The following is a 17,131-nucleotide window of genomic DNA, read 5'->3' as shown; positions in this document are numbered from 1 at the left end:
CACGTCCGCGGAGGTGCTCAGGCGCGGGTGGGGAGGGCCGCGGGGAAGTCGACGCCGGTGAGCTCGGCCGAGGCGGTCCACAGCGCGGCCGCCGTCCGCAGGTCGCTGGCCTCGGCGGTGCGCCCGACCAGCGTCGGGTACCCGCGCGCCTCGACCGGGCCGTCGGGACCGGCGTAGCTGCCACCGGGCAGGTCGGCGGTGGCCACGAACAGCGTGGGCAGCGCCCCCTGCTCGGCCGACTGGGCGACCACCCGGTTGCCCAGCGCCATCACCGCGTCCTTGACCCGGTTCTCGGTGCGGCCCTGCAGGTTCGTCGCCGCCCAGCCCGGGTGGGCGGCCATCGCGCGCACGGGCGACCCGGCCGCGGTGAGCCGGCGCTGCAGCTCCAGCGTGAACAGCAGGTTGGCCAGCTTCGACTGCCCGTAGGCCCGCTCGGGCGAGTACCGCCGTCGCTCCCAGTTGAGGTCGGCGAGGTCGATGCGGCCCGCCCGGTGCGCGGTCGAGGACAGCGTGACCACCCGGTCGGTGACCTGCGGCAGCAGCAGGTTGGTCAGCGCGAAGTGGCCGAGGTGGTTGGTGCCGAACTGCAGCTCGAACCCGTCGGCCGTGCGGCCCGGCGGCACCATCATGATCCCGGCGTTGTTCACCAGGACGTCGAGCTGGCCGCTCCAGCCCTCGGCGAAGGCGCGCACCGAGCCGAGGTCGGCCAGGTCCAGCCGGCGCACCTCGACGTCGCCGGCCAGCCCCGCCGCCGCGGCCTCGCCGCGGGCGGGGTCGCGGACGGCGAGCACCACGCGCGCGCCGGCGCCGGCCAGTGCCCGGGCGGTGGCCAGCCCCAGCCCGCTCGTCGCGCCGGTGACGACGACGGTGCGGCCGGTCTGGTCGGGGATGTCGGCGGTGGTCCAGCGGGAGGTCATGCCCGGACCAACGTCGCCTCCTCCGCGGGAGTGCCGGGGCCGGTGACCCCGACCGCCGCCTGGACGGCCTCGGCGTTGCGGCGGGCGAGGTCGAGGGCCGCCTCGCGCAGCGTGCCGCCCCGGGCCGCCGCGTCGTCGGACACGGTGGCCACCAGCCGGCGCACCACCGCGTCGATCTTGGCGAACGACGACTCCGCGGTGGGCTCGACGTCGCCGAAGACCGTCCACCACCACCAGGCGTTGGTCATCACGTTGGCCAGGAAGTCCGGCAGCACCGGGATCCCGGCGGCGTGCAGCAGCGCCTCGGCGTCGGGCAGCGTCGGCATGTTCGCCCCCTCGACGACGGCCCGGGCGCGGATCCGGGGGACGTCGTCAGCGGTGATGACGTAGGACATCGCCGCGGGCACCAGCAGGTCGCAGGGGACGGCGAGCCACCCGTCGTTCGGGGCGGTGGTGTCCGAGGGCCGCAGCGCCGAGCGGTCGACGACGCCGAGCGGGTCGCGCGCGGCGAGCAGCGCCTCGACGTCGAGGCCGGCGTCGTTGCGGATCAGGCCCGCCCGGTCGGCCACGGCCACCACCGTCACCCCGGCCCGGGCCAGGTACCGGGCGGCGGCCCCGCCGATGGAGCCGAACCCCTGCACCACCGCCGTCGCACCGGCGACCGGGACGCCGGTGCGCTCGAGGTGGACCACCCCGGTGCGGGCCACCCCGTAGCCGCCGACGAGGTCGCCGAGGGAGATCCCGTCGACGTCGACGGCGAAGGCCTGCGCCAGCCGGCGGCGAGCCGCGGCGGCGTCGTCCAGGGTGGCGAAGACCGCCTCGACCGTGCTGGGCAGCCCGAGCCCGGCGGCGACCTCGTCGATCGTCTCCTGGCGCAGCCCGAAGTCCTCCCCGGTGTTCCACTGGCTGCGCACCACCGGCAGCACGGCCGCGAGGAACCGGCGGAGCACGTCGACGGCGCGGGGGTCGGCGGGGTCGAGGTCGATGCCGCCCTTGCCGCCGCCGAGGGGCAGGTAGCGGTCGGCCGGGTCGTAGACCAGCGCCTCCTTGCGCGTCATGCCCCGCGCCAGGCCGCGCACCTCCTCGAGCGTGCAGCCCTCCCGGATCCGCAGGCCGCCGCTGGCCAGCCCGCGCACCAGGGTGTCGAGGACGACGTACCCCCTCACGCCGGTGACCGGGTCGGTCCAGGTGGTCTCGAGCAGGGGGGCGCTCATCGGGCGGCTCCTTCGCCGGTCGGAGGGGAGTGGCGGACGTGCACGACCGTCGGCCGGTCGGCGGCCAGCGCGCGGCGGACGGCGTCGGCCAGCCCGTCCGGGCCGTCGAGGGTGACGCCGTGGCAGCCCAGCGCCCGGCCGACCGCGGCCAGGTCGGGGGAGGGCAGGTCGACGGCGTGCACCGGGTCGTCGCGGTCGCGCATCTCGTTGCGGATCTCGCCGTAGCCGGCGTTGTCGACCACCACGACCGGCAGCGGCAGCCGCAGGTCGGCGGCCATGGCCAGCTCGGGGAGGGTGAACATGACCCCGCCGTCGCCGAGCAGGGCCACCACCGGGGCGCCGGGGTCGGCCACCTTCGCCCCGACGGCCGCGGGCAGGCCGTAGCCGAGGGTGCCGAAGCCGGTGGGGAAGAGGAAGGACCCCGGGCGGTGGGTGGGCAGGTTGGCCAGGGCGCCGTAGTAGCAGACCATCGCGTTGTCGGCGCCGACGACCGCCTCGCGCGGCAGCGCCTCGGCCAGCTGGGTGAGCAGCGGCAGCCACTCCGCGCCCTCGGCCCGCGCGTCGGCGTCCTTGCGGGCACGCCACCCGGCCGCCCGCTCCGCGGCCGCGGACCCGGGGGAGTCGCCGTCGGGCAGCGCCGCGAGCAGGGCGTCGAGGGTGGCCGCGGCGTCGCCGACGAGGGCGACGGCCGGGACGGCGTTGACGACGCACCCCACGGGGTCGACGTCGACGCGGACCAGCCGGTCCTCCAGGGGCAGCGGCCCGTACCAGAGGTCGGACGGCGCCAGCTCGGTGCCCACGGCCAGGACGGCGTCGGCGTCGGCGACCAGGTCGCGGACGGCGGGCAGCTGCAGGCCCGCACCCAGCGACAGCGGGTGGTCCTCGGGCAGCACGCCCTTGCCGTTGGTCGTGGTGACCGTCGGGGCGCCGAGCCGCTCGGCGACCCGCCGCACCTGCCCCGCGGCCCCGCGGGCCCCGCCGCCGACGACCAGCACCGGCCGGGCGGCCCCGGCCAGCCGCGCGGCGGCCGCGGCGAGGTCGGCGCCCGCGGGGACGGCCGGCGCGGGGGTGGGGGCGCGGGTCGCGACGGCCGGGCCGGTCTCGAGCAGCACGTCGAGCGGGACCTCCAGGTGCACGGGGCGCGGCCGGCCGGCGGTCATCAGCGCGAACGCCTGCGCGACCGCGACCGGGATCTCCGCGACGCTGGTGGCCCGGATGCTCGCCGCGGCGACCGCGGCCATCGCCGCGCCCTGGTCCCGGGTCTCGTGCAGCAGCCCGTTGCCGAGACCGGGGTGGCGCAGCGGCAGGCCGGGGGAGACGACCAGCACCGGCACCGAGTCCGACCACGCCTGGCCGACCGCGGCGGCCGCGTTGAGCAGCGCCGGCCCGCTGGTGACCACGGCGACGCCCGGCCGGCCGCTGACCCGGGCGTACCCGTCGGCGGCGTACCCGGCGCCCTGCTCGTGCCGGGGGCTGACGTGCCGGACGCCGGCGAGCGCCAGGTGCCGGTAGATCTCCAGGTTGTGCGTCCCCGGGATGCCGAAGACGGTGTCGACGCCGTGCGCGACCAGGGCCGCCACCAGCGCCTGCCCGCCGCTGACCTCGGTCATGCCCCGCCTCCCCGCGTCCCGTCGGTGTAGACCGCCCGGCCCAGCCACTGCCCGCCGTCGACGGTGAGCACGTCGCCGGTGACGTAGCCCGCGCGCCGGCCGTCGAGCAGGAACGCGGCCGACTCGGCCACCTCCTCCGGGGTGGTGAACCGGCCGGCCGGCACGCTGGCGAGCACGCGCTGCCGGGCCTCGTCGGTCGGCCACAGCGCCGCGCCGGCGCCCTCGGTCTCCGTCGGGCCGGGGGACAGGCAGTTGACCCGCACCCCGCGGCCGGCCCACTCCGCGGCCAGCGTGCGGGTCATGGCGAGCACGCCGCCCTTGGCCGCGGCGCTGTGCACCGTGCCCGGGTGGCCGTGCCAGGCGTAGCTGGCGATCACGTTGAGCACCGCGCCCCGGCCGGCGGCCAGCATGTGCCGGCCGGCGGCGTGGGTGCAGTAGAAGGTGCCGTTGAGCACGATGTCGACGACCGCCCGCCAGCCGCCCGGCGAGAGGTCCTCGGCGGCGCTGACGAAGTTGCCGGCCGCGTTGTTGACCAGCGCGTCGAGCCGGCCGTGGTCGGCGGCCACCCGGTCGACGAGGGCACCGACGGCGTCGGCGTCGCGCACGTCGCAGGCCGCCGCCTCGGCGCGGACGCCGTACCGCTCGGCCAGCCCGGCGGTCTCCTCCAGCGACCCGGTGCGGCGGCCCACGACGACGACGTCCCCGCCGCCGACGGCCCAGCGCAGCGCGACGGCCCGCCCGATGCCCGACCCGCCGCCGGTCACGATCGCGACCTGCCCGGCGAAGTCGGCCGGCGCGGTCACGGCGGTCACCGGCCCGCCCCGCTGACCAGCAGGGCGTCGACCGCGACGGCCCCCGTGGGCCCGACGCGCAGCGGATTGACCTCGGCCTCGGCCACGTCGGCCTGCTCCGCGACCAGCCGGGACACCGCGGCCGCCACCTCGGCGGCCGCATCGAGGTCGACGGCGGGGGCGCCGCGCCAGCCGGTGAGCAGCGGCGCGCCGCGCAACCGGCCGAGCAGCTCGCGGGCCTGCCCGGCGGTGACCGGGGCGAGGGCCACCTGCACGTCGCGGTAGACCTCCGCCTGCACGCCGCCGAGCCCGACGAGCACCACCGGGCCGAACGCCGGGTCGCGGCGGGCGCCGACGATGAGCTCGACGACGCCGGGCCGGGTGTCCATCTCCTCCAGCACGTACCCGCCCTCCCCGAGCCGGGCGGTGAGGTCCCGCAGCGCGCCGACCGCGGCCTCGGCGTCGGGGAGCCCGGCGACCACGCCGCCGACGTCGCTGCGGTGCTCGATCCAGCCGGCCTTGAGCACGTAGGGCGCGGTCAGCCGCGCGGCGGCGGTGCGCACGTCGTCCGCCGTCCGCACCGGCTCGGCGCCCGGGTAGGCCACGCCGGCCGCCGCCAGCCGGGCGCGCGCCTCCAGGTAGGGCAGTGCCGCGCCGGTCCCCGCGCCGGGGGCCGCGCCGGGCACCGGGGCGCCGCTGCCCGCGGCCAGCCGGGCGGCCAGCGCCAGGGAGCGGGCCGCGGCGTCGACGGTGTGCAGGGTGGGGACGGCGGAGGCGCGCAGCGTGCGCACCGCCTCGGAGTCGGGGCTCATCGAGTGCACCACCACCGGCCGGCCGTGCACGCGGGCGGCGTCGGCGAGGGTCTTGACCACCTCCAGCTCGCGGTGCACCAGCTGCGGGGTGTCGGCGCCGTAGCAGCCGAAGTAGCCGCTCAGCACGACGGCGTCGACCTCGCCGCTGTCGAGCAGCGTCTCCACCACGCGCCCGTAGCTGTCGAGGTCCTGCTCGCCGGCGCCGGCGAGGTCGACGGGGTTGCCGACGGCGGCGGTCGCGGGCAGCGACCGCGCCAGGGCGTCCGCCGTCGCCGCGCTCAGCCGGGGGACGGCGAGCCCCTCGCGGGCGAGGGTGTCGGCGGCCAGCGCCCCCTGCCCGCCGCTGTCACTGACCACCGCCACCCGCCGCCCGGGAGGCAGCGGGCTGCCGAGCAGCAGGTGCGCCAGCTCGACCGCCTGCGCCGGGGTGTCCACCAGGACCGATCCGGCCGCCCGGCACGCCGCGGCCACCACCTCGGTCGCCGCGGTCAGCGCCCCGGTGTGCGACCGCGCGGCCGCCCGGCTCGCGGCGCTGGCGCCCACGGTGAGCACGACGACCGGCTTGCCCGCCGCACGCAGCCGGGCCATCGCGCCCAGCAGCGCCCGGCCGTCGGCGAAGCCCTCGAGGTAGAGGACCACCGCCCGGGTGGCCTCGTGCGCGACCAGGTCGTCGAGCACCTCGACGGCGGTGACGTCGACCTGGTTGCCGATGGAGACGAACCGCGAGACGCCCAGCCCGGCGTGCGCGGCCAGCCCGGCGAGCTCCAGGCCGAGCTGCCCCGACTGGGACACGACCGCCAGGTGGCCCGGGGTGAAGGTGCCCCAGGCCAGCTCCAGGTCGGTGGCCGCGTCGTACACGCCCAGGCAGTTGGGCCCGACGAGCCGGGCGCCGGCGGCCCGCACCCGGGCGGCCAGCCGCCGCTCCAGGCCGGGCTCCCCGTGGGCCAGGTCGATGCCCGCGGTGATGGCCAGCAGGCCCCGGGCGCCGAGGTCGAGCGCCTCGTCGACCAGGCCGGGCACCGTGGCGGCCGGCGTGCACAGCACCACGAGGTCGGGCGCCGCGGGCAGGTCGCGCAGCGACGGCGCCGACGGGGTGCCCTCGATGACCGCCCCGCGGGCGTTGACCAGGTGCACCGGCCGCCGGCCGGCGCCCTGCAGCGCGCCGCGCGCCAGCCAGTAGCCCCACTTGGCCGGGTCGGGCGAGGCCCCGACCACGGCGACCGACCGGGGGTCGCGGAAGACCGACAGGTCGCCGGTCACGGCGTGCCCGCGAGCGACCGGGAGATGATCAGCCGCTGGATGTCGGAGGTGCCCTCCTCGAGCTCCTCGAGCTTGGCGTCGCGCAGCCACTTCTCCGGCAGGTACTCGCGGCTGTAGCCCCAGCCGCCGTGCGTCTGCAGTGCCGCGTTCGTCACCCAGGTGGTGTTCTCGCTGGCGGTCACCTTGGCGATGGCCGACTCCGCCGCGCACGGGATCCCGGCGTCGAAGAGCCGGGCCGCGCGCATCGTGACCAGGTGCGAGACGTCGGTGCGGGCCGCCATGTCGGCCAGCCGGAAGGCGACCGCCTGGTGCTCGATGATCGGCCGGCCGAACTGGGTGCGCTCCCGCGCGTAGGCCACCGTCGCGTCCAGCGCGGCCCGCGACAGCCCGGTCGCGCCGGCGCCGATGAGGATCCGCGACCCGTCGAAGGTGCGCATCAGGCCGTAGAAGCCCTGCCCCTCCTCGCCCAGCCGGTTCTCCAGCGGGACGCGGACGTCGCTGAGGAAGACCTCCGCGTTGACGATGCCGCGCTGGCCCATCTTGCGCATCGGCCGGCCCACCGTGACGCCGGGCGTCGTGCGGTCGACGACGAAGGCGGTGACGCCGCGCGAGCGCAGCGCCGGGTCCACCGTGGCGAAGACGATGAACGCCTCGGCGTAGGGCGCGTTGGAGATCCACGTCTTCTGCCCGTCGAGCACGTACTCGTCGCCGTCGCGGACCGCCGACGTCTGCAGGCTCGCCGCGTCCGACCCCACCCCGGGCTCGGTGACCGCGACCGCGGTCACCGGCGGCCGCGGGCCGGTGAGCGGGGTGATCCAGCGCTTCTTCTGCTCCTCGCTGCCGAGGGCCAGGACGGGCTCGGCGAAGAAGGCGCTCGAGGTGAGGAAGTTGCCGATGCCGATGTCCCCGTAGCACAGCTCCTGCTGCACGAGGCACTGCGTGACGAGGTCGGTGACCCCGCCGCCGCCGTACTCGGCGGGCAGCATGTACGAGGCCAGGCCCACCTGGGCGGCCTTCTCCCACAGGTCCAGCGGCGACTCGGTGTCGGCCTCGTCGACCGCCCGGGAGCGCGGCCGGATCTCCCGCGCGGCGAAGTCGCGGGCCAGCGCGACGAACTCCCGCTGCTCCTCGGTGAGCTCGAGTCCGTCGCGGATGGGGCGGGTCATGCGGTCTCCTCGGGTCACGGGGGCTCGGGTCACGGGGGCTCGGGTCACGGGATCAGGACCACGGGATCAGGGCCACGCTGGGGAGGCCGGGCGTCGCGGACGCCGGCCGGAGGGGGTGCGGGGGAGGAGCGGGTCAGGCGGGCACGAGGACGCTGAGGCAGGTCACGCAGCCCTCGAGCTTCTCGAACTCGCCGATGTCGACGACCACGGGCGTGAAGCCGAGGTCGGCGAGCCGGTCGGCCGTCCGCGGGGCCGCCGCGCTCATCAGGACCCGGTCCCCGCCGAGGGGGACCACGTGGCAGCCGGGTTCCTCGTCGACCGGCCGGCTGACGGGGAGGACCCCCGGTTCCAGCAGCTCCGGCAGCGCGAGGAAGGTGCCGTCGGGCAGCGCGGTCACCGCCGACTTCAGGTGCAGCACCGCGCGCAGCCCGATCGGCACGACGGTGCGGCCCAGCGGCGCGACGTGCGCGCGCAGCTGCCGGATGCCCTCGGCGTTGGTGCGCCCGCCGCGGCCCACGTAGACGGTGCGGCCGACCTGCAGGACGTCCCCGCCGTCGAGCGTGCCCTCGCCCTCGATGCGGACGACGTCGAGGCCCAGCTCGCGCACCGCCGCCTCGGTGCCGGCCACCTCGGCCCGGCGCGCCGGGGCGCCGCTGCGGGTGAGCACCGCCAGCCGGTCCACGACGACGACCGAGTCCTCGACGAAGGTGGCGTCCGGGCAGCCGGGTGCCGGTTCGACCTCGCGCACGTCCCAGCCGGCGTCGGCCAGCGCCGCCCGGTAGCCGGCGTGCTGCTCGGCGGCGAGGTCGGTGTCGACCGGCACCCGCTCCAGGTGGGTGACGATGCCCTCCGCCAGGTCCGGGGTGGGGCGGCGGACCAGCGCGGTGCCGCGGCCGGTCATCACAGCCTCCCCGAGGCGAGGACCCGGCCGAGGAACTGGCGGGTGCGCTCCTCCTGCGGGTCCTCGAAGATCTGCGCGGGGGTGCCGCGCTCGAGGATGCGGCCCTCGTGCAGGAAGCACACCTGCGAGGCGACGTCCCGGGCGAAGCCCATCTCGTGGGTGGCCAGCAGCATGGTCAGGCCGTCCTGGGCCAGCTCGCGGACGATGGCGAGCACGTCGCCCACCAGCTCGGGGTCCAGCGCCGCGGTGATCTCGTCGAGCAGCAGCACCTGCGGGTCGGAGGCCAGCGCGCGGACGATGGCGACCCGCTGCTGCTGCCCACCGGACAGCGCGTCCGGGTAGGCGCCGGCCTTGTCCTTCATGCCCACCCGGTCGAGCAGCGCGAGCGCCTTCTCCTCGGCCTCGGCGCGCGACCGCCCGCCGACCTTGACCGGGGCGAGCGTGACGTTGCGCAGCACGCTCATGTGCGGGAAGAGGTTGTAGGACTGGAAGACCATGCCGACGTTGCGGCGCAGCCGGTTGACGTCGACCCCGAGGCCGCTGACCACGTCGCCGGCCACCCGGATCTCGCCGGAGCGGATCGGCTCGAGGGCGTTGATGCACCGCAGCAGGGTCGACTTGCCCGAGCCCGAGGCGCCGATGAGGCAGACGACCTCGTGCTTGGCCACCTCCAGGCTGACCCCGCGCAGGACCTCGTGGTCGCCGTAGTTCTTGTGCACGTCGTGGATCTCGAGGAACGTCATGACCGCCCCGTCCGGGTCTGCTCCTTGGCCAGGAGCCGGTCGACGTAGCGCGCCTGCGGGATCGTGATGAGCACGAACAGGACGGCGACCACGATGACCGGCGTGAGGTTGAAGACGTTGGAGGCCGTCAGCCGGGACTGCGCGAAGGCGTCGGTGACCCCCATGACGCCGATGAGCGCGGTGTCCTTCTGCAGGCCGATGAAGTCGTTCAGCAGCGGCGGGACGATCCGCCGCACCGCCTGCGGGACGATCACCGTGCGCAGCGTCATCCCGTAGGACAGGCCCAGCGAGCGGGCCGCCGCCCACTGGCTGGGGTGGATCGACTCGATGCCGGCCCGGTAGACCTCGGCGACGTAGCTGGAGTAGGTCAGCGTCAGGGCGATGATCGCCAGCCACACCGGCGAGAGGTCCTTGAAGACCGGCACCTGGGCGAGCTTCAGGCCGAAGCCGACCAGGTAGAGCGTGATGATGCTGGGGATGGCGCGGAAGGTGTCGACGTAGGCGATCGCCAGCCACCGCAGCGGCCGGCCGGCGCGGCCGGGCAGCAGCCGCATCACCGCGACCACGAGGCCGACGACGAGGACCAGCAGCTGGGCGCCGACGGCGACCTCGACGTTGATCCAGAAGGCGTCGAGGACGTTGGCGAAGCTCGACCGGAGGAACTCCCACCGCAGGAACGTCCTGGTGATCGCGCCGTCGTTGGCCGTGGTGAACCACACCAGCCCGGCGCAGATCAGGACGGCGAGCGCGTAGCCCATCGCGGTGTGCGCGTGCTCCCGGCCGGAGGCCGCCTGGTGCCGGGCCGGGGCGAGCCGGCCTGCGGCGAGGTGCCGGCCGCGCCGGCGGTCGTCCCCGAAGGCGCGCACGGCCGGCACCAGCGGCAGGAGCGCGACCAGGGCGAGCACGACGAGCAGTGCGTCCACCCCGGCCGGAGGCTCGAGCATGCGGTGCAGCGACCACAGCGCGAGCGCGGCCGCCAGGGCGCACAGCACCGCGACCAGCAGCGCCACGACCGCGGTCGGCAGGACCCGCTGGGGAGGCGTCGGCTCGGTGACGACCGCCTCGGTCTCCGCGCCGCTGGTCACGGTGCTGCTGCTCACTGCACGGACCAGACCGGGACGGCGGCCGGGTCACCGCCCAGCTCGGGGCCGAGCCAGGTCGCCGACAGCTCGTCGAGCGTGCCGTCCTCGCGCATGGCCTCGATGGCCCCGCTGATGGCCTCGCCGTTCGGCGAGTCCTTGGGGTAGATCGCCGCGTAGGACTCGCCGCTCTCGTACTGGCCGACGACCTCGAGCGTGCCGCCGGAGTTCTTCGCGAACGCGAGCAGGATCGCGGTGTCCATGACGGCCGCGTCGATGACGCCGGAGCTGACCGCGGTCACCAGCGCGGTGGTGTCCGGGAAGACCTGGACCTCCTGCTCCGGGGCCAGCTCGTTCTGGGCGAACTCGACGGCCGTCGTCCCGAGCTGGACGCCGATCTTCTTGCTGGCCAGGTTCTCCGCGCTGATGCCGGCGTCGGGCGGCGCCAGGACCCCGATGTTGGAGTCGAAGTAGGGCGCCGAGAAGGTGACGACCTCCTCGCGCTCGGGGGTGACCGAGATCTGCGCCATCGCCATGTCGAAGTCCTGGGTCTGCCCGGCGACCAGCGCGTCGAAGGACACGTTGTCGACCTGCAGGGAGTCCAGGCCCGCCCGGTGGGCGACGTTCGCGGCGAGGCAGTACTCGTAGCCGCCGGTGATCGACTCCGGCGTCTCGCCCTTCCACCAGCCCGGCGAGGGCAGGTTGGTCTGGACGGTGAACACGCCGTCGGTCACCGGCTCCAGCTCGATGGAGCCGGCCTCGCCGTAGAGCTCGCACTCGCCGAAGCCGCCGCCGCCCTCGTCGGTGCCGGCACTGGCCTCGCTGCCGCCGGACCCGCCGGAGCACCCGGCGACGAGAGCGACGGTCAGGGTGGTCACGGACGCCAGGAGCGCTCTCTTGGCAGACGGCACGGTGCCCTCCGGTGGTTGACGGACTCGTCAGTTATCAATGCGGCGGAGAGCGTGTCGTGGATCACGGGTGGCTGTCAAGGAGACGCGTCGATCGGGGTGAGGGCATTGCTCGACGAGGGGATCGGGCCCTAAGTTGACTGGCCAGTCAGTTCAGGACCGGTGCTGGTGCGGGGGAGGAGGGGACGTGCCCAGACCCAGTGTGGAGGCGGAGCGGCGGGAGCAGATCCTCTCCGCCGCCTGCGAGGTGGTGTCCGAGATCGGCTTCAAGTCGCTGCGCATCGCCGACGTCGCCCGCCGGGCCGGCACCAGCAGCGGCACGGTCCACTACTACTTCGACACCAAGACCGCGCTCATGCGCGCGGCCTTCGAGTGGAACTTCACCCGGTCGCTGGAGCGCCGGCGCGACCTGCTGCAGGAGCACGCGGACCCGCCGCAGCGGCTGCGGGCCTTCGTGGAGTCCTACCTGCCCGGCGACCCGGAGACCGTCCGCGCCTGGCACGTGTGGGCCGAGCTCTGGGTCGAGGCGCTGCACGACCCCGACCTGCAGGAGCTCAACGAACAGGTCTACGGCGAGTGGCGCCGCCTGGTGGCCGGCATCGTCCGCGACGGCCAGGTCGCCGGCCAGTTCCGCGACGAGGACCCGGTCGTCGTCGCCAACGCCCTGATCGGGATGATCGACGGCCTGGCGCTGCAGGTGCTGCTCGGGTCGCGCAGCATGACGCTCGAGCGCATGCGGGCGGTCTGCGAGCAGGTACTGCGCACCCTGACGGCCGGGCTGGCCGCCTAGCCCGGCAGGGGCTGGATCAGCCGCGGGGCAGCCCGACCAGGACCTCGTCCTCCGACCGGTCCGCCGGCCGGGGACCCGCGTCGCTGACCTGCCGGACCGTTCGCCACTGGCCGGGGGCCCAGGCGCGGGTGAGCAGGCCGTCGTCGGCCAGCGCGACCAGGGCCCCGCTCTCCGTCGCCAGCAGCCCGGCCTCGACCTCCACGTCCTCGCCGCCCGTGGTCTGCACCGTCCAGATCGGCATCCCGTGCTCCCCCTCCCGCGGCACCGCCTCCCGGCGCCGGTCCCAGCAGACAACGGGGCCCGGAGGCCGGTGGCAAGCACTCCTGGGCGCGTCATCGCTGTGTGTCAACGGAACGGCATAGGACGGAACCGCGGGACCGGTCGAGGAGGGCTCAGGACTTCTTCCCGCCCTTCTTGCCCAGCTCGCTCTGCGCGGCGGAGCTCTTCCGGGGGTTCTCCTCCCCCTCCTCCTCCGCCTTGGCGTTCGCCTTCTTCGCCGTCGCGCTGCCCTTGCCGCTCGTGCCGGCCACGCCGACCTCCCGTCGCGAGTCGCCGTCCGGGTCCGGGCGGCCAGGGCGGTCCCCCTACCCCCGGCCGGCCGGTCGGAACACCGGCCCGAGGAGTCCCGCGGGGCGATGAGTCCCGCGGGGCGATGAGTCCCGCGGGGCGATGAGTCCCGGCCGGGTGGCGAGTCCGTCCTGGTGACCGGGACGGGACGTCGTCCGACACCCCCCCGGCACGAGGACCTCCGGAGGCCACCATGGCGACCACCCCGCACGACCCGGCCACCGCGCTGCCCGGCCGCCCGCCCGTCGTCGACCTGCCCACCTGGCAGGCCGCCCGGGACGAGCTCCTGGTCCGCGAGAAGGCCCACACCCGCGAGGGGGACGCGCTCGCCGCGGTCCGCCGGCGGCTGCCGATGGTGGAGTTCGACGGGACGGTCGAGGTCGTGGGGGCCGAGGGCCCGGTCCCGTTCCTCGACCTGTTCCAGGGCCGCGAGGAGCTCGTCGTCTACAAGCACATGTGGTACGACGGCGCCCCGCACCAGGGGCAGTGCGAGGGCTGCACCATGACGACCTGGCAGCTGAGGGACACCGTGTACCTCGCCGCGCGCGGCGTCTCGTTCGCCGTCCTCACCACGGGGGCGTGGCCCGAGGTGGCCGCCTACGTGGAGTTCATGGGCTACTCGCAGCCCTGGTACTCGGTGCGCGACGTGGCGGAACCGGTCGGCGGGGAGATGGGGTACCTCACCTGCTTCCTGCGCGACGGCGACCGCGCGTTCCTCACCTACGCCACGACGGGGCGCGGGAACGAGCCGGTGGCCGGGTCCTTCGGCCTGCTCGACCGGACGCCCTACGGCCGCGGCGAGGCGTGGGAGGACAAGCCGGCAGGGTGGCCCGAGGGGCGCCACGCCTGCTGGTACTGGCGCACGGACGCCGACGGCACCGCCACCTGGGGCCCGACCAGCCGCCCCGTGCCGCAGTGGACCCGCCCCGGCGCGACCCCCGTGCAGACGCTCGGCCGGCACGGCTCCCACTCCTGAGGCGCCGTCGCCCGGTCAGCGCCCGGCGTGCTCCCGGACCCGGCCCGCGGGCAGCGCCGACGCCGCGTGGGCGTTGCCCGGCAGCGGCCGGAACCGGCGCAGCCGCAGGCTGTTGGTCACCACGAACACCGAGCTCAGCGCCATCGCCGCGCCGGCCACCATCGGGTTGAGCAGGCCGGCCATCGCCAGCGGGATCGCCGCGACGTTGTAGGCGAAGGCCCAGAACAGGTTGCCCTTGATGGTCGACAGCGTGCGCCGCGCGAGCCGGACGGCGTCGGCGGCTGCGCGCAGGTCGCCGCGCACCAGGGTCAGGTCGCTGGCCTGGATGGCGACGTCGGTGCCGGTGCCCACGGCCAGCCCGAGGTCGGCCTGGGCGAGCGCGGCCGCGTCGTTGACGCCGTCGCCGACCATCGCCACCGTGCGCCCCTCGGCCTGCAGCCGCCGGACGACGTCGACCTTGTCCTGCGGCAGCACCTCGGCCACCACCTCGTCGATCCCGACCTCGGCGGCCACCGCGCCGGCCGTGGCCGCGGAGTCGCCGGTGAGCAGCACCGGCCGCAGCCCCAGGTCGCGCAGCTGGCGCACCGCGGCGGCCGAGGTCGGCTTGACGGTGTCGGCGACGACGAGCACCCCGCGGGCGGCGCCGTCCCAGCCGACGGCGACGGCGGTCCGCCCGGCGGCGTCGGCGGCGGCGACCGCGGCGGCCAGCCCGGGCGGGAGCGCGCCCACCAGTGACGGCCGGCCGACGACCACCGGGACGCCCTCGACGGTGCCGCGCACGCCCAGCCCGGCCTCGGCGCGGAAGCCGGCGACGGCGGGCAGCTCCCCGCAGCGCTCGCGGGCGGCGGCGGCCACCGCGGCGGCGATCGGGTGCTCGGAGGCGTCCTCCAGCGCACCGGCTCGGCGGAGCACGTCGCCGGCGTCCTCACCGTCGGCGGCGGCGACGTCGACCAGGCTCATCCGGCCGGTGGTGACGGTGCCGGTCTTGTCGAGCACGACGGTGTCGACCCGCCGCGTCGACTCCAGCACCTCGGGACCGCGCACCAGGATGCCCAGCTGCGCGCCGCGGCCGGTGCCCACCATGAGCGCGGTCGGCGTCGCCAGCCCGAGCGCGCACGGGCAGGCGATGATCAGCACGGCCACCGCGGCGGGGAACGCCCCGGCCAGGCCCGCGCCGGTGCCGATCCAGAAGCCGAGCGTGGCGGCGGCCAGCGCCAGAACGACGGGGACGAAGACGCCCGAGACGCGGTCGGCGAGCCGCTGGACGGCGGCCTTGCCGTTCTGCGCCTCCTCGACCAGGCGTGCCATCTGCGCGAGCTGGGTGTCGGCGCCGACGCGGGTCGCGCGCACCACCAGCCGCCCGCCGGCGTTCACGGTGGCGCCCACGACGGCGTCGCCGGGGCCGACCTCGACCGGCACCGACTCGCCGGTGAGCATCGAGGCGTCGACCGCCGAGGAGCCCTCGACCACCTCGCCGTCGGTGGCCACCCGCTCCCCGGGCCGGACGACGAACAGCTCGCCGACGCCGAGGGCCTCCACCGGCACCCGCGTCTCGACCCCGCCGCGCAGCACCGAGACCTCGCGGGCGCCCATCTCCAGCAGCGCCCGCAGCGCCGACCCCGCCCGCCGCTTGGCGCGCGCCTCGGCGTACCGGCCGGCCAGCAGGAACGTCGTCACGCCCGCGGCGGCCTCGAGGTAGACGTCGCCCGAGCCGTCGGTGCGGGTGACGGCGAGGGAGAAGCCGTGCACCGTGCCCGGCTCGCCGGCGGTGCCGAGGAACAGCGCGTACAGCGACCAGAGGAACGCCGCGCCCGTCCCGAGCGAGACGAGCGTGTCCATGGTGGCCGCGCCGTGCCGCAGGTTGGTCCAGGCGGCGCGGTGGAACGGCAGGCCGCCCCACACGACCACGGGCGCGGCCAGGGTGAGGGAGAGCCACTGCCAGTACTCGAACTGCCACGCCGGGACCATGCCGAGCGCGACGACCGGCAGGGTGAGCACCGCGGACACCAGCAACCGGGTGCGCAGCGGGTCGACCGCGGCGTCGGTGTCGGTGTCGTCTGTGCGCGGCGGCTCGGGCAGCGCGGCGGTGTAGCCCGTCCTCTCGACCGTGGCGACCAGGTCCTCGGGCGTGACGTCGCCGTCGTAGAGCACCCGGGCCTTCTCGGTGGCGTAGTTGACGGTCGCGGTGACGCCGTCCATCCGGTTGAGCTTCTTCTCCACCCGGGCGGCGCAGGACGCGCAGGTCATCCCGCCGATCGACAGCTCGATCTGCGTGGGCCCGCTCACCGTGCCTCCACCGTGACCGCCGCGGTCCGGACGACGTCGCCGTGCCGGAAGTCGAAGAACAGCCGGTGCGCCCCGGCGGCGGGCACCCGCACGGCGAAGCGCACCTCGCCGCCGGACGCGCCGGTCGGGTGCACGTGCAGGTAGCCGAGGTCGCCGGCACGCAGGGCCACCAGGTGGCCGCGCGCACCCAGGTACGGCTGGAGATCGGTCACCGGGACGCCGCCGAGCGCGACGCGCACCACCACCTCGGACTCCCGACCGGCGACCAGGTCGCCCTCGACGGTGACGGTGTAGCCGTCCACCACGGCGGTGGGCGACGGCGCGGGCAGCGGCACCGGCTCGCTCGTCCCGCCGACGGCGAGGTCGGCGCCGAGGACCAGGCCGTGCCCGAGGTCGGTGGGGGTGGCGTCGGCCAGCACCCGCCAGCTGCCCGGCTGCAGCGCCACCGCCGTCGTCCAGGTGCCGTCAGGGGCGAGCTCGGGGTGCAGGTGCTGGTAGCCGCTGAGGTCGCGGCGGACGACGACGAGGTGCAGGTCCTGCTCGTGCACCGTCTCGAAGGCGGTGACCGGGGCGCCGTCGGGGCCGAGCAGCCGGAACGACAGCGGGACGGCGTCGCCGGCGGGCAGCGCGTCGGCGGCCAGGTCGAGGGTGTGCCCCTCGGCCGAGACGGCCAGGCCCGCGGGCAGGCCGGTGTCGGCCGGTGCGGCGGCTGCGTGGTCGCCGCCGCCCGTGTGGTCGTCCCCGCCGGCGTGCTGCTCGGCGGCGGACGCCGGGGCGCCGACCGGCCCGACGAGCGCGCCGACGCCCCAGCCGGCGCCGAGCACGGCGGCCAGGCCCACGGCGGTGGCGCCGAGCCGGGCGGCGGTGTGCACCGGTCCTCCTCCTCGCGGTGCCGGCCTAGCGGCCGGCGACCTCGTAGCCGGCCTCCTCGACGGCGGCGCGGACGGCGTCGTCGTCGAGGGGGGTGTCGCTGGTGACGGTCAGGCCACCGCTGGCGAGGTCGACGGCGACGTCGGTGACGCCGGGCAGGCCGCCGACCTCCTCGGTCACCGCGGAGACGCAGTGGCCGCAGGTCATGCCGACGACGGTGTAGCTGGCGGTGCTCACGGGG

General features: G+C 76.2%; 17 protein-coding genes. 2 read left to right on the top strand and 15 right to left on the bottom strand.

Features of this window, described 5'->3' with window-relative positions; all coding sequences use genetic code 11:
* Positions 1-17: 17 nt before the first annotated feature.
* The 10 genes from BLQ97_RS11835 to BLQ97_RS11790 form a co-directional block, all read right to left on the bottom strand.
* Positions 18-917, bottom strand: coding sequence for an oxidoreductase (locus BLQ97_RS11835; RefSeq protein ID WP_091366069.1), 900 nt, complete (start codon positions 915-917; stop codon positions 18-20).
* Positions 914-2,131 carry a Glu/Leu/Phe/Val family dehydrogenase gene (locus BLQ97_RS11830; RefSeq protein WP_091366068.1) on the bottom strand — a complete coding sequence of 406 codons (1,218 nt, stop codon included), beginning with the start codon at positions 2,129-2,131 and terminating at the stop codon, positions 914-916. The genes BLQ97_RS11835 and BLQ97_RS11830 overlap by 4 nt, the downstream gene beginning before the upstream one ends.
* Positions 2,128-3,741 (bottom strand): 5-guanidino-2-oxopentanoate decarboxylase, encoded by a 1,614-nt coding sequence (locus BLQ97_RS11825; protein ID WP_091366067.1) that lies wholly within the window; start codon positions 3,739-3,741, stop codon positions 2,128-2,130. Before BLQ97_RS11825 ends, BLQ97_RS11830 begins: the two co-directional genes overlap by 4 nt.
* Positions 3,738-4,553, bottom strand: a complete 816-nt coding sequence (locus BLQ97_RS11820) for an SDR family oxidoreductase (protein ID WP_217637160.1) — start codon at positions 4,551-4,553, stop codon at positions 3,738-3,740. Before BLQ97_RS11820 ends, BLQ97_RS11825 begins: the two co-directional genes overlap by 4 nt.
* Entirely contained in the window at positions 4,550-6,604 is a 2,055-nt protein-coding gene (locus BLQ97_RS11815) for an acetate--CoA ligase family protein (RefSeq protein ID WP_091366066.1), read from the bottom strand. The genes BLQ97_RS11820 and BLQ97_RS11815 overlap by 4 nt, the downstream gene beginning before the upstream one ends.
* A complete protein-coding gene (locus BLQ97_RS11810; RefSeq protein ID WP_091366065.1) occupies positions 6,601-7,770 on the bottom strand; it encodes an acyl-CoA dehydrogenase family protein in 1,170 nt (389 codons plus the stop codon). The genes BLQ97_RS11815 and BLQ97_RS11810 overlap by 4 nt, the downstream gene beginning before the upstream one ends.
* Positions 7,771-7,903: 133 nt before the next feature.
* Positions 7,904-8,671, bottom strand: a complete 768-nt coding sequence (gene ddaH, locus BLQ97_RS11805) for a dimethylargininase (RefSeq protein ID WP_091366064.1) — start codon at positions 8,669-8,671, stop codon at positions 7,904-7,906.
* Entirely contained in the window at positions 8,671-9,414 is a 744-nt protein-coding gene (locus BLQ97_RS11800) for an amino acid ABC transporter ATP-binding protein (protein WP_091366063.1), read from the bottom strand. The genes ddaH and BLQ97_RS11800 overlap by 1 nt, the downstream gene beginning before the upstream one ends.
* Positions 9,411-10,514, bottom strand: a complete 1,104-nt coding sequence (locus tag BLQ97_RS11795) for an amino acid ABC transporter permease (RefSeq protein ID WP_217637159.1) — start codon at positions 10,512-10,514, stop codon at positions 9,411-9,413. Before BLQ97_RS11795 ends, BLQ97_RS11800 begins: the two co-directional genes overlap by 4 nt.
* Positions 10,511-11,371 (bottom strand): ABC transporter substrate-binding protein, encoded by an 861-nt coding sequence (locus tag BLQ97_RS11790; RefSeq protein WP_217637158.1) that lies wholly within the window; start codon positions 11,369-11,371, stop codon positions 10,511-10,513. The genes BLQ97_RS11795 and BLQ97_RS11790 overlap by 4 nt, the downstream gene beginning before the upstream one ends.
* Before the next feature lie 217 nt (positions 11,372-11,588).
* Between BLQ97_RS11790 and BLQ97_RS11785 the strand changes: the two genes are divergently transcribed.
* Positions 11,589-12,191 (top strand): TetR/AcrR family transcriptional regulator, encoded by a 603-nt coding sequence (locus tag BLQ97_RS11785; protein WP_091366062.1) that lies wholly within the window; start codon positions 11,589-11,591, stop codon positions 12,189-12,191.
* 16 nt (positions 12,192-12,207) lie between these two features.
* On the opposite strand, the gene BLQ97_RS11780 is transcribed toward BLQ97_RS11785, so the two are convergent.
* Together BLQ97_RS11780 and BLQ97_RS23315 are read right to left on the bottom strand one after the other, a co-directional pair.
* A complete protein-coding gene (locus tag BLQ97_RS11780) occupies positions 12,208-12,432 on the bottom strand; it encodes a hypothetical protein (RefSeq protein WP_091366061.1) in 225 nt (74 codons plus the stop codon).
* A 151-nt stretch (positions 12,433-12,583) separates the two neighbouring features.
* Positions 12,584-12,721, bottom strand: coding sequence for a hypothetical protein (locus BLQ97_RS23315; RefSeq protein WP_175471695.1), 138 nt, complete (start codon positions 12,719-12,721; stop codon positions 12,584-12,586).
* A gap of 230 nt (positions 12,722-12,951) precedes the next feature.
* On the opposite strand from BLQ97_RS23315, the gene BLQ97_RS11775 reads away from it, so the two are divergent.
* Positions 12,952-13,734: a DUF899 family protein gene (locus tag BLQ97_RS11775; protein WP_091366060.1), complete on the top strand. Its 783-nt coding sequence runs from the start codon at positions 12,952-12,954 to the stop codon at positions 13,732-13,734.
* A 15-nt stretch (positions 13,735-13,749) separates the two neighbouring features.
* Here the strand turns inward: BLQ97_RS11775 and BLQ97_RS11770 are convergent, their stop codons facing one another.
* Genes BLQ97_RS11770 through BLQ97_RS11760 form a run of 3 tightly spaced genes read right to left on the bottom strand, consistent with a single transcriptional unit; the run spans position 13,750 to position 17,127 of the window.
* Positions 13,750-16,020: a heavy metal translocating P-type ATPase gene (locus tag BLQ97_RS11770; RefSeq protein ID WP_281181403.1), complete on the bottom strand. Its 2,271-nt coding sequence runs from the start codon at positions 16,018-16,020 to the stop codon at positions 13,750-13,752.
* Positions 16,017-16,892 (bottom strand): hypothetical protein, encoded by an 876-nt coding sequence (locus BLQ97_RS11765; RefSeq protein WP_091366059.1) that lies wholly within the window; start codon positions 16,890-16,892, stop codon positions 16,017-16,019. The genes BLQ97_RS11770 and BLQ97_RS11765 overlap by 4 nt, the downstream gene beginning before the upstream one ends.
* 25 nt (positions 16,893-16,917) lie before the next feature.
* Positions 16,918-17,127, bottom strand: coding sequence for a heavy-metal-associated domain-containing protein (locus BLQ97_RS11760; protein WP_091366058.1), 210 nt, complete (start codon positions 17,125-17,127; stop codon positions 16,918-16,920).
* Positions 17,128-17,131 lie beyond the last annotated feature (4 nt).

The sequence above is a fragment of the Geodermatophilus telluris genome (assembly GCF_900102745.1).
GTDB classification, from domain to species: Bacteria; Actinomycetota; Actinomycetes; order Mycobacteriales; family Geodermatophilaceae; genus Geodermatophilus; species Geodermatophilus telluris.
This window is presented reverse-complemented; position numbering and strand designations above follow the sequence as displayed.

Bases quoted from the DNA above. Each gene is read 5' to 3' on its own strand.
- BLQ97_RS11835 (WP_091366069.1), bottom strand. From the start codon at position 917: ATGACCTCCCGCTGGACCACCGCCGACATCCCCGACCAGACCGGCCGC.
- ddaH (WP_091366064.1), bottom strand. From the start codon at position 8,671: ATGACCGGCCGCGGCACCGCGCTGGTCCGCCGCCCCACCCCGGACCTG.
- BLQ97_RS11830 (WP_091366068.1), bottom strand. From the start codon at position 2,131: ATGAGCGCCCCCCTGCTCGAGACCACCTGGACCGACCCGGTCACCGGC.
- BLQ97_RS11780 (WP_091366061.1), bottom strand. From the start codon at position 12,432: ATGCCGATCTGGACGGTGCAGACCACGGGCGGCGAGGACGTGGAGGTC.
- BLQ97_RS11810 (WP_091366065.1), bottom strand. From the start codon at position 7,770: ATGACCCGCCCCATCCGCGACGGACTCGAGCTCACCGAGGAGCAGCGG.
- BLQ97_RS11775 (WP_091366060.1), top strand. From the start codon at position 12,952: ATGGCGACCACCCCGCACGACCCGGCCACCGCGCTGCCCGGCCGCCCG.
- BLQ97_RS11825 (WP_091366067.1), bottom strand. From the start codon at position 3,741: ATGACCGAGGTCAGCGGCGGGCAGGCGCTGGTGGCGGCCCTGGTCGCG.
- BLQ97_RS11800 (WP_091366063.1), bottom strand. From the start codon at position 9,414: ATGACGTTCCTCGAGATCCACGACGTGCACAAGAACTACGGCGACCAC.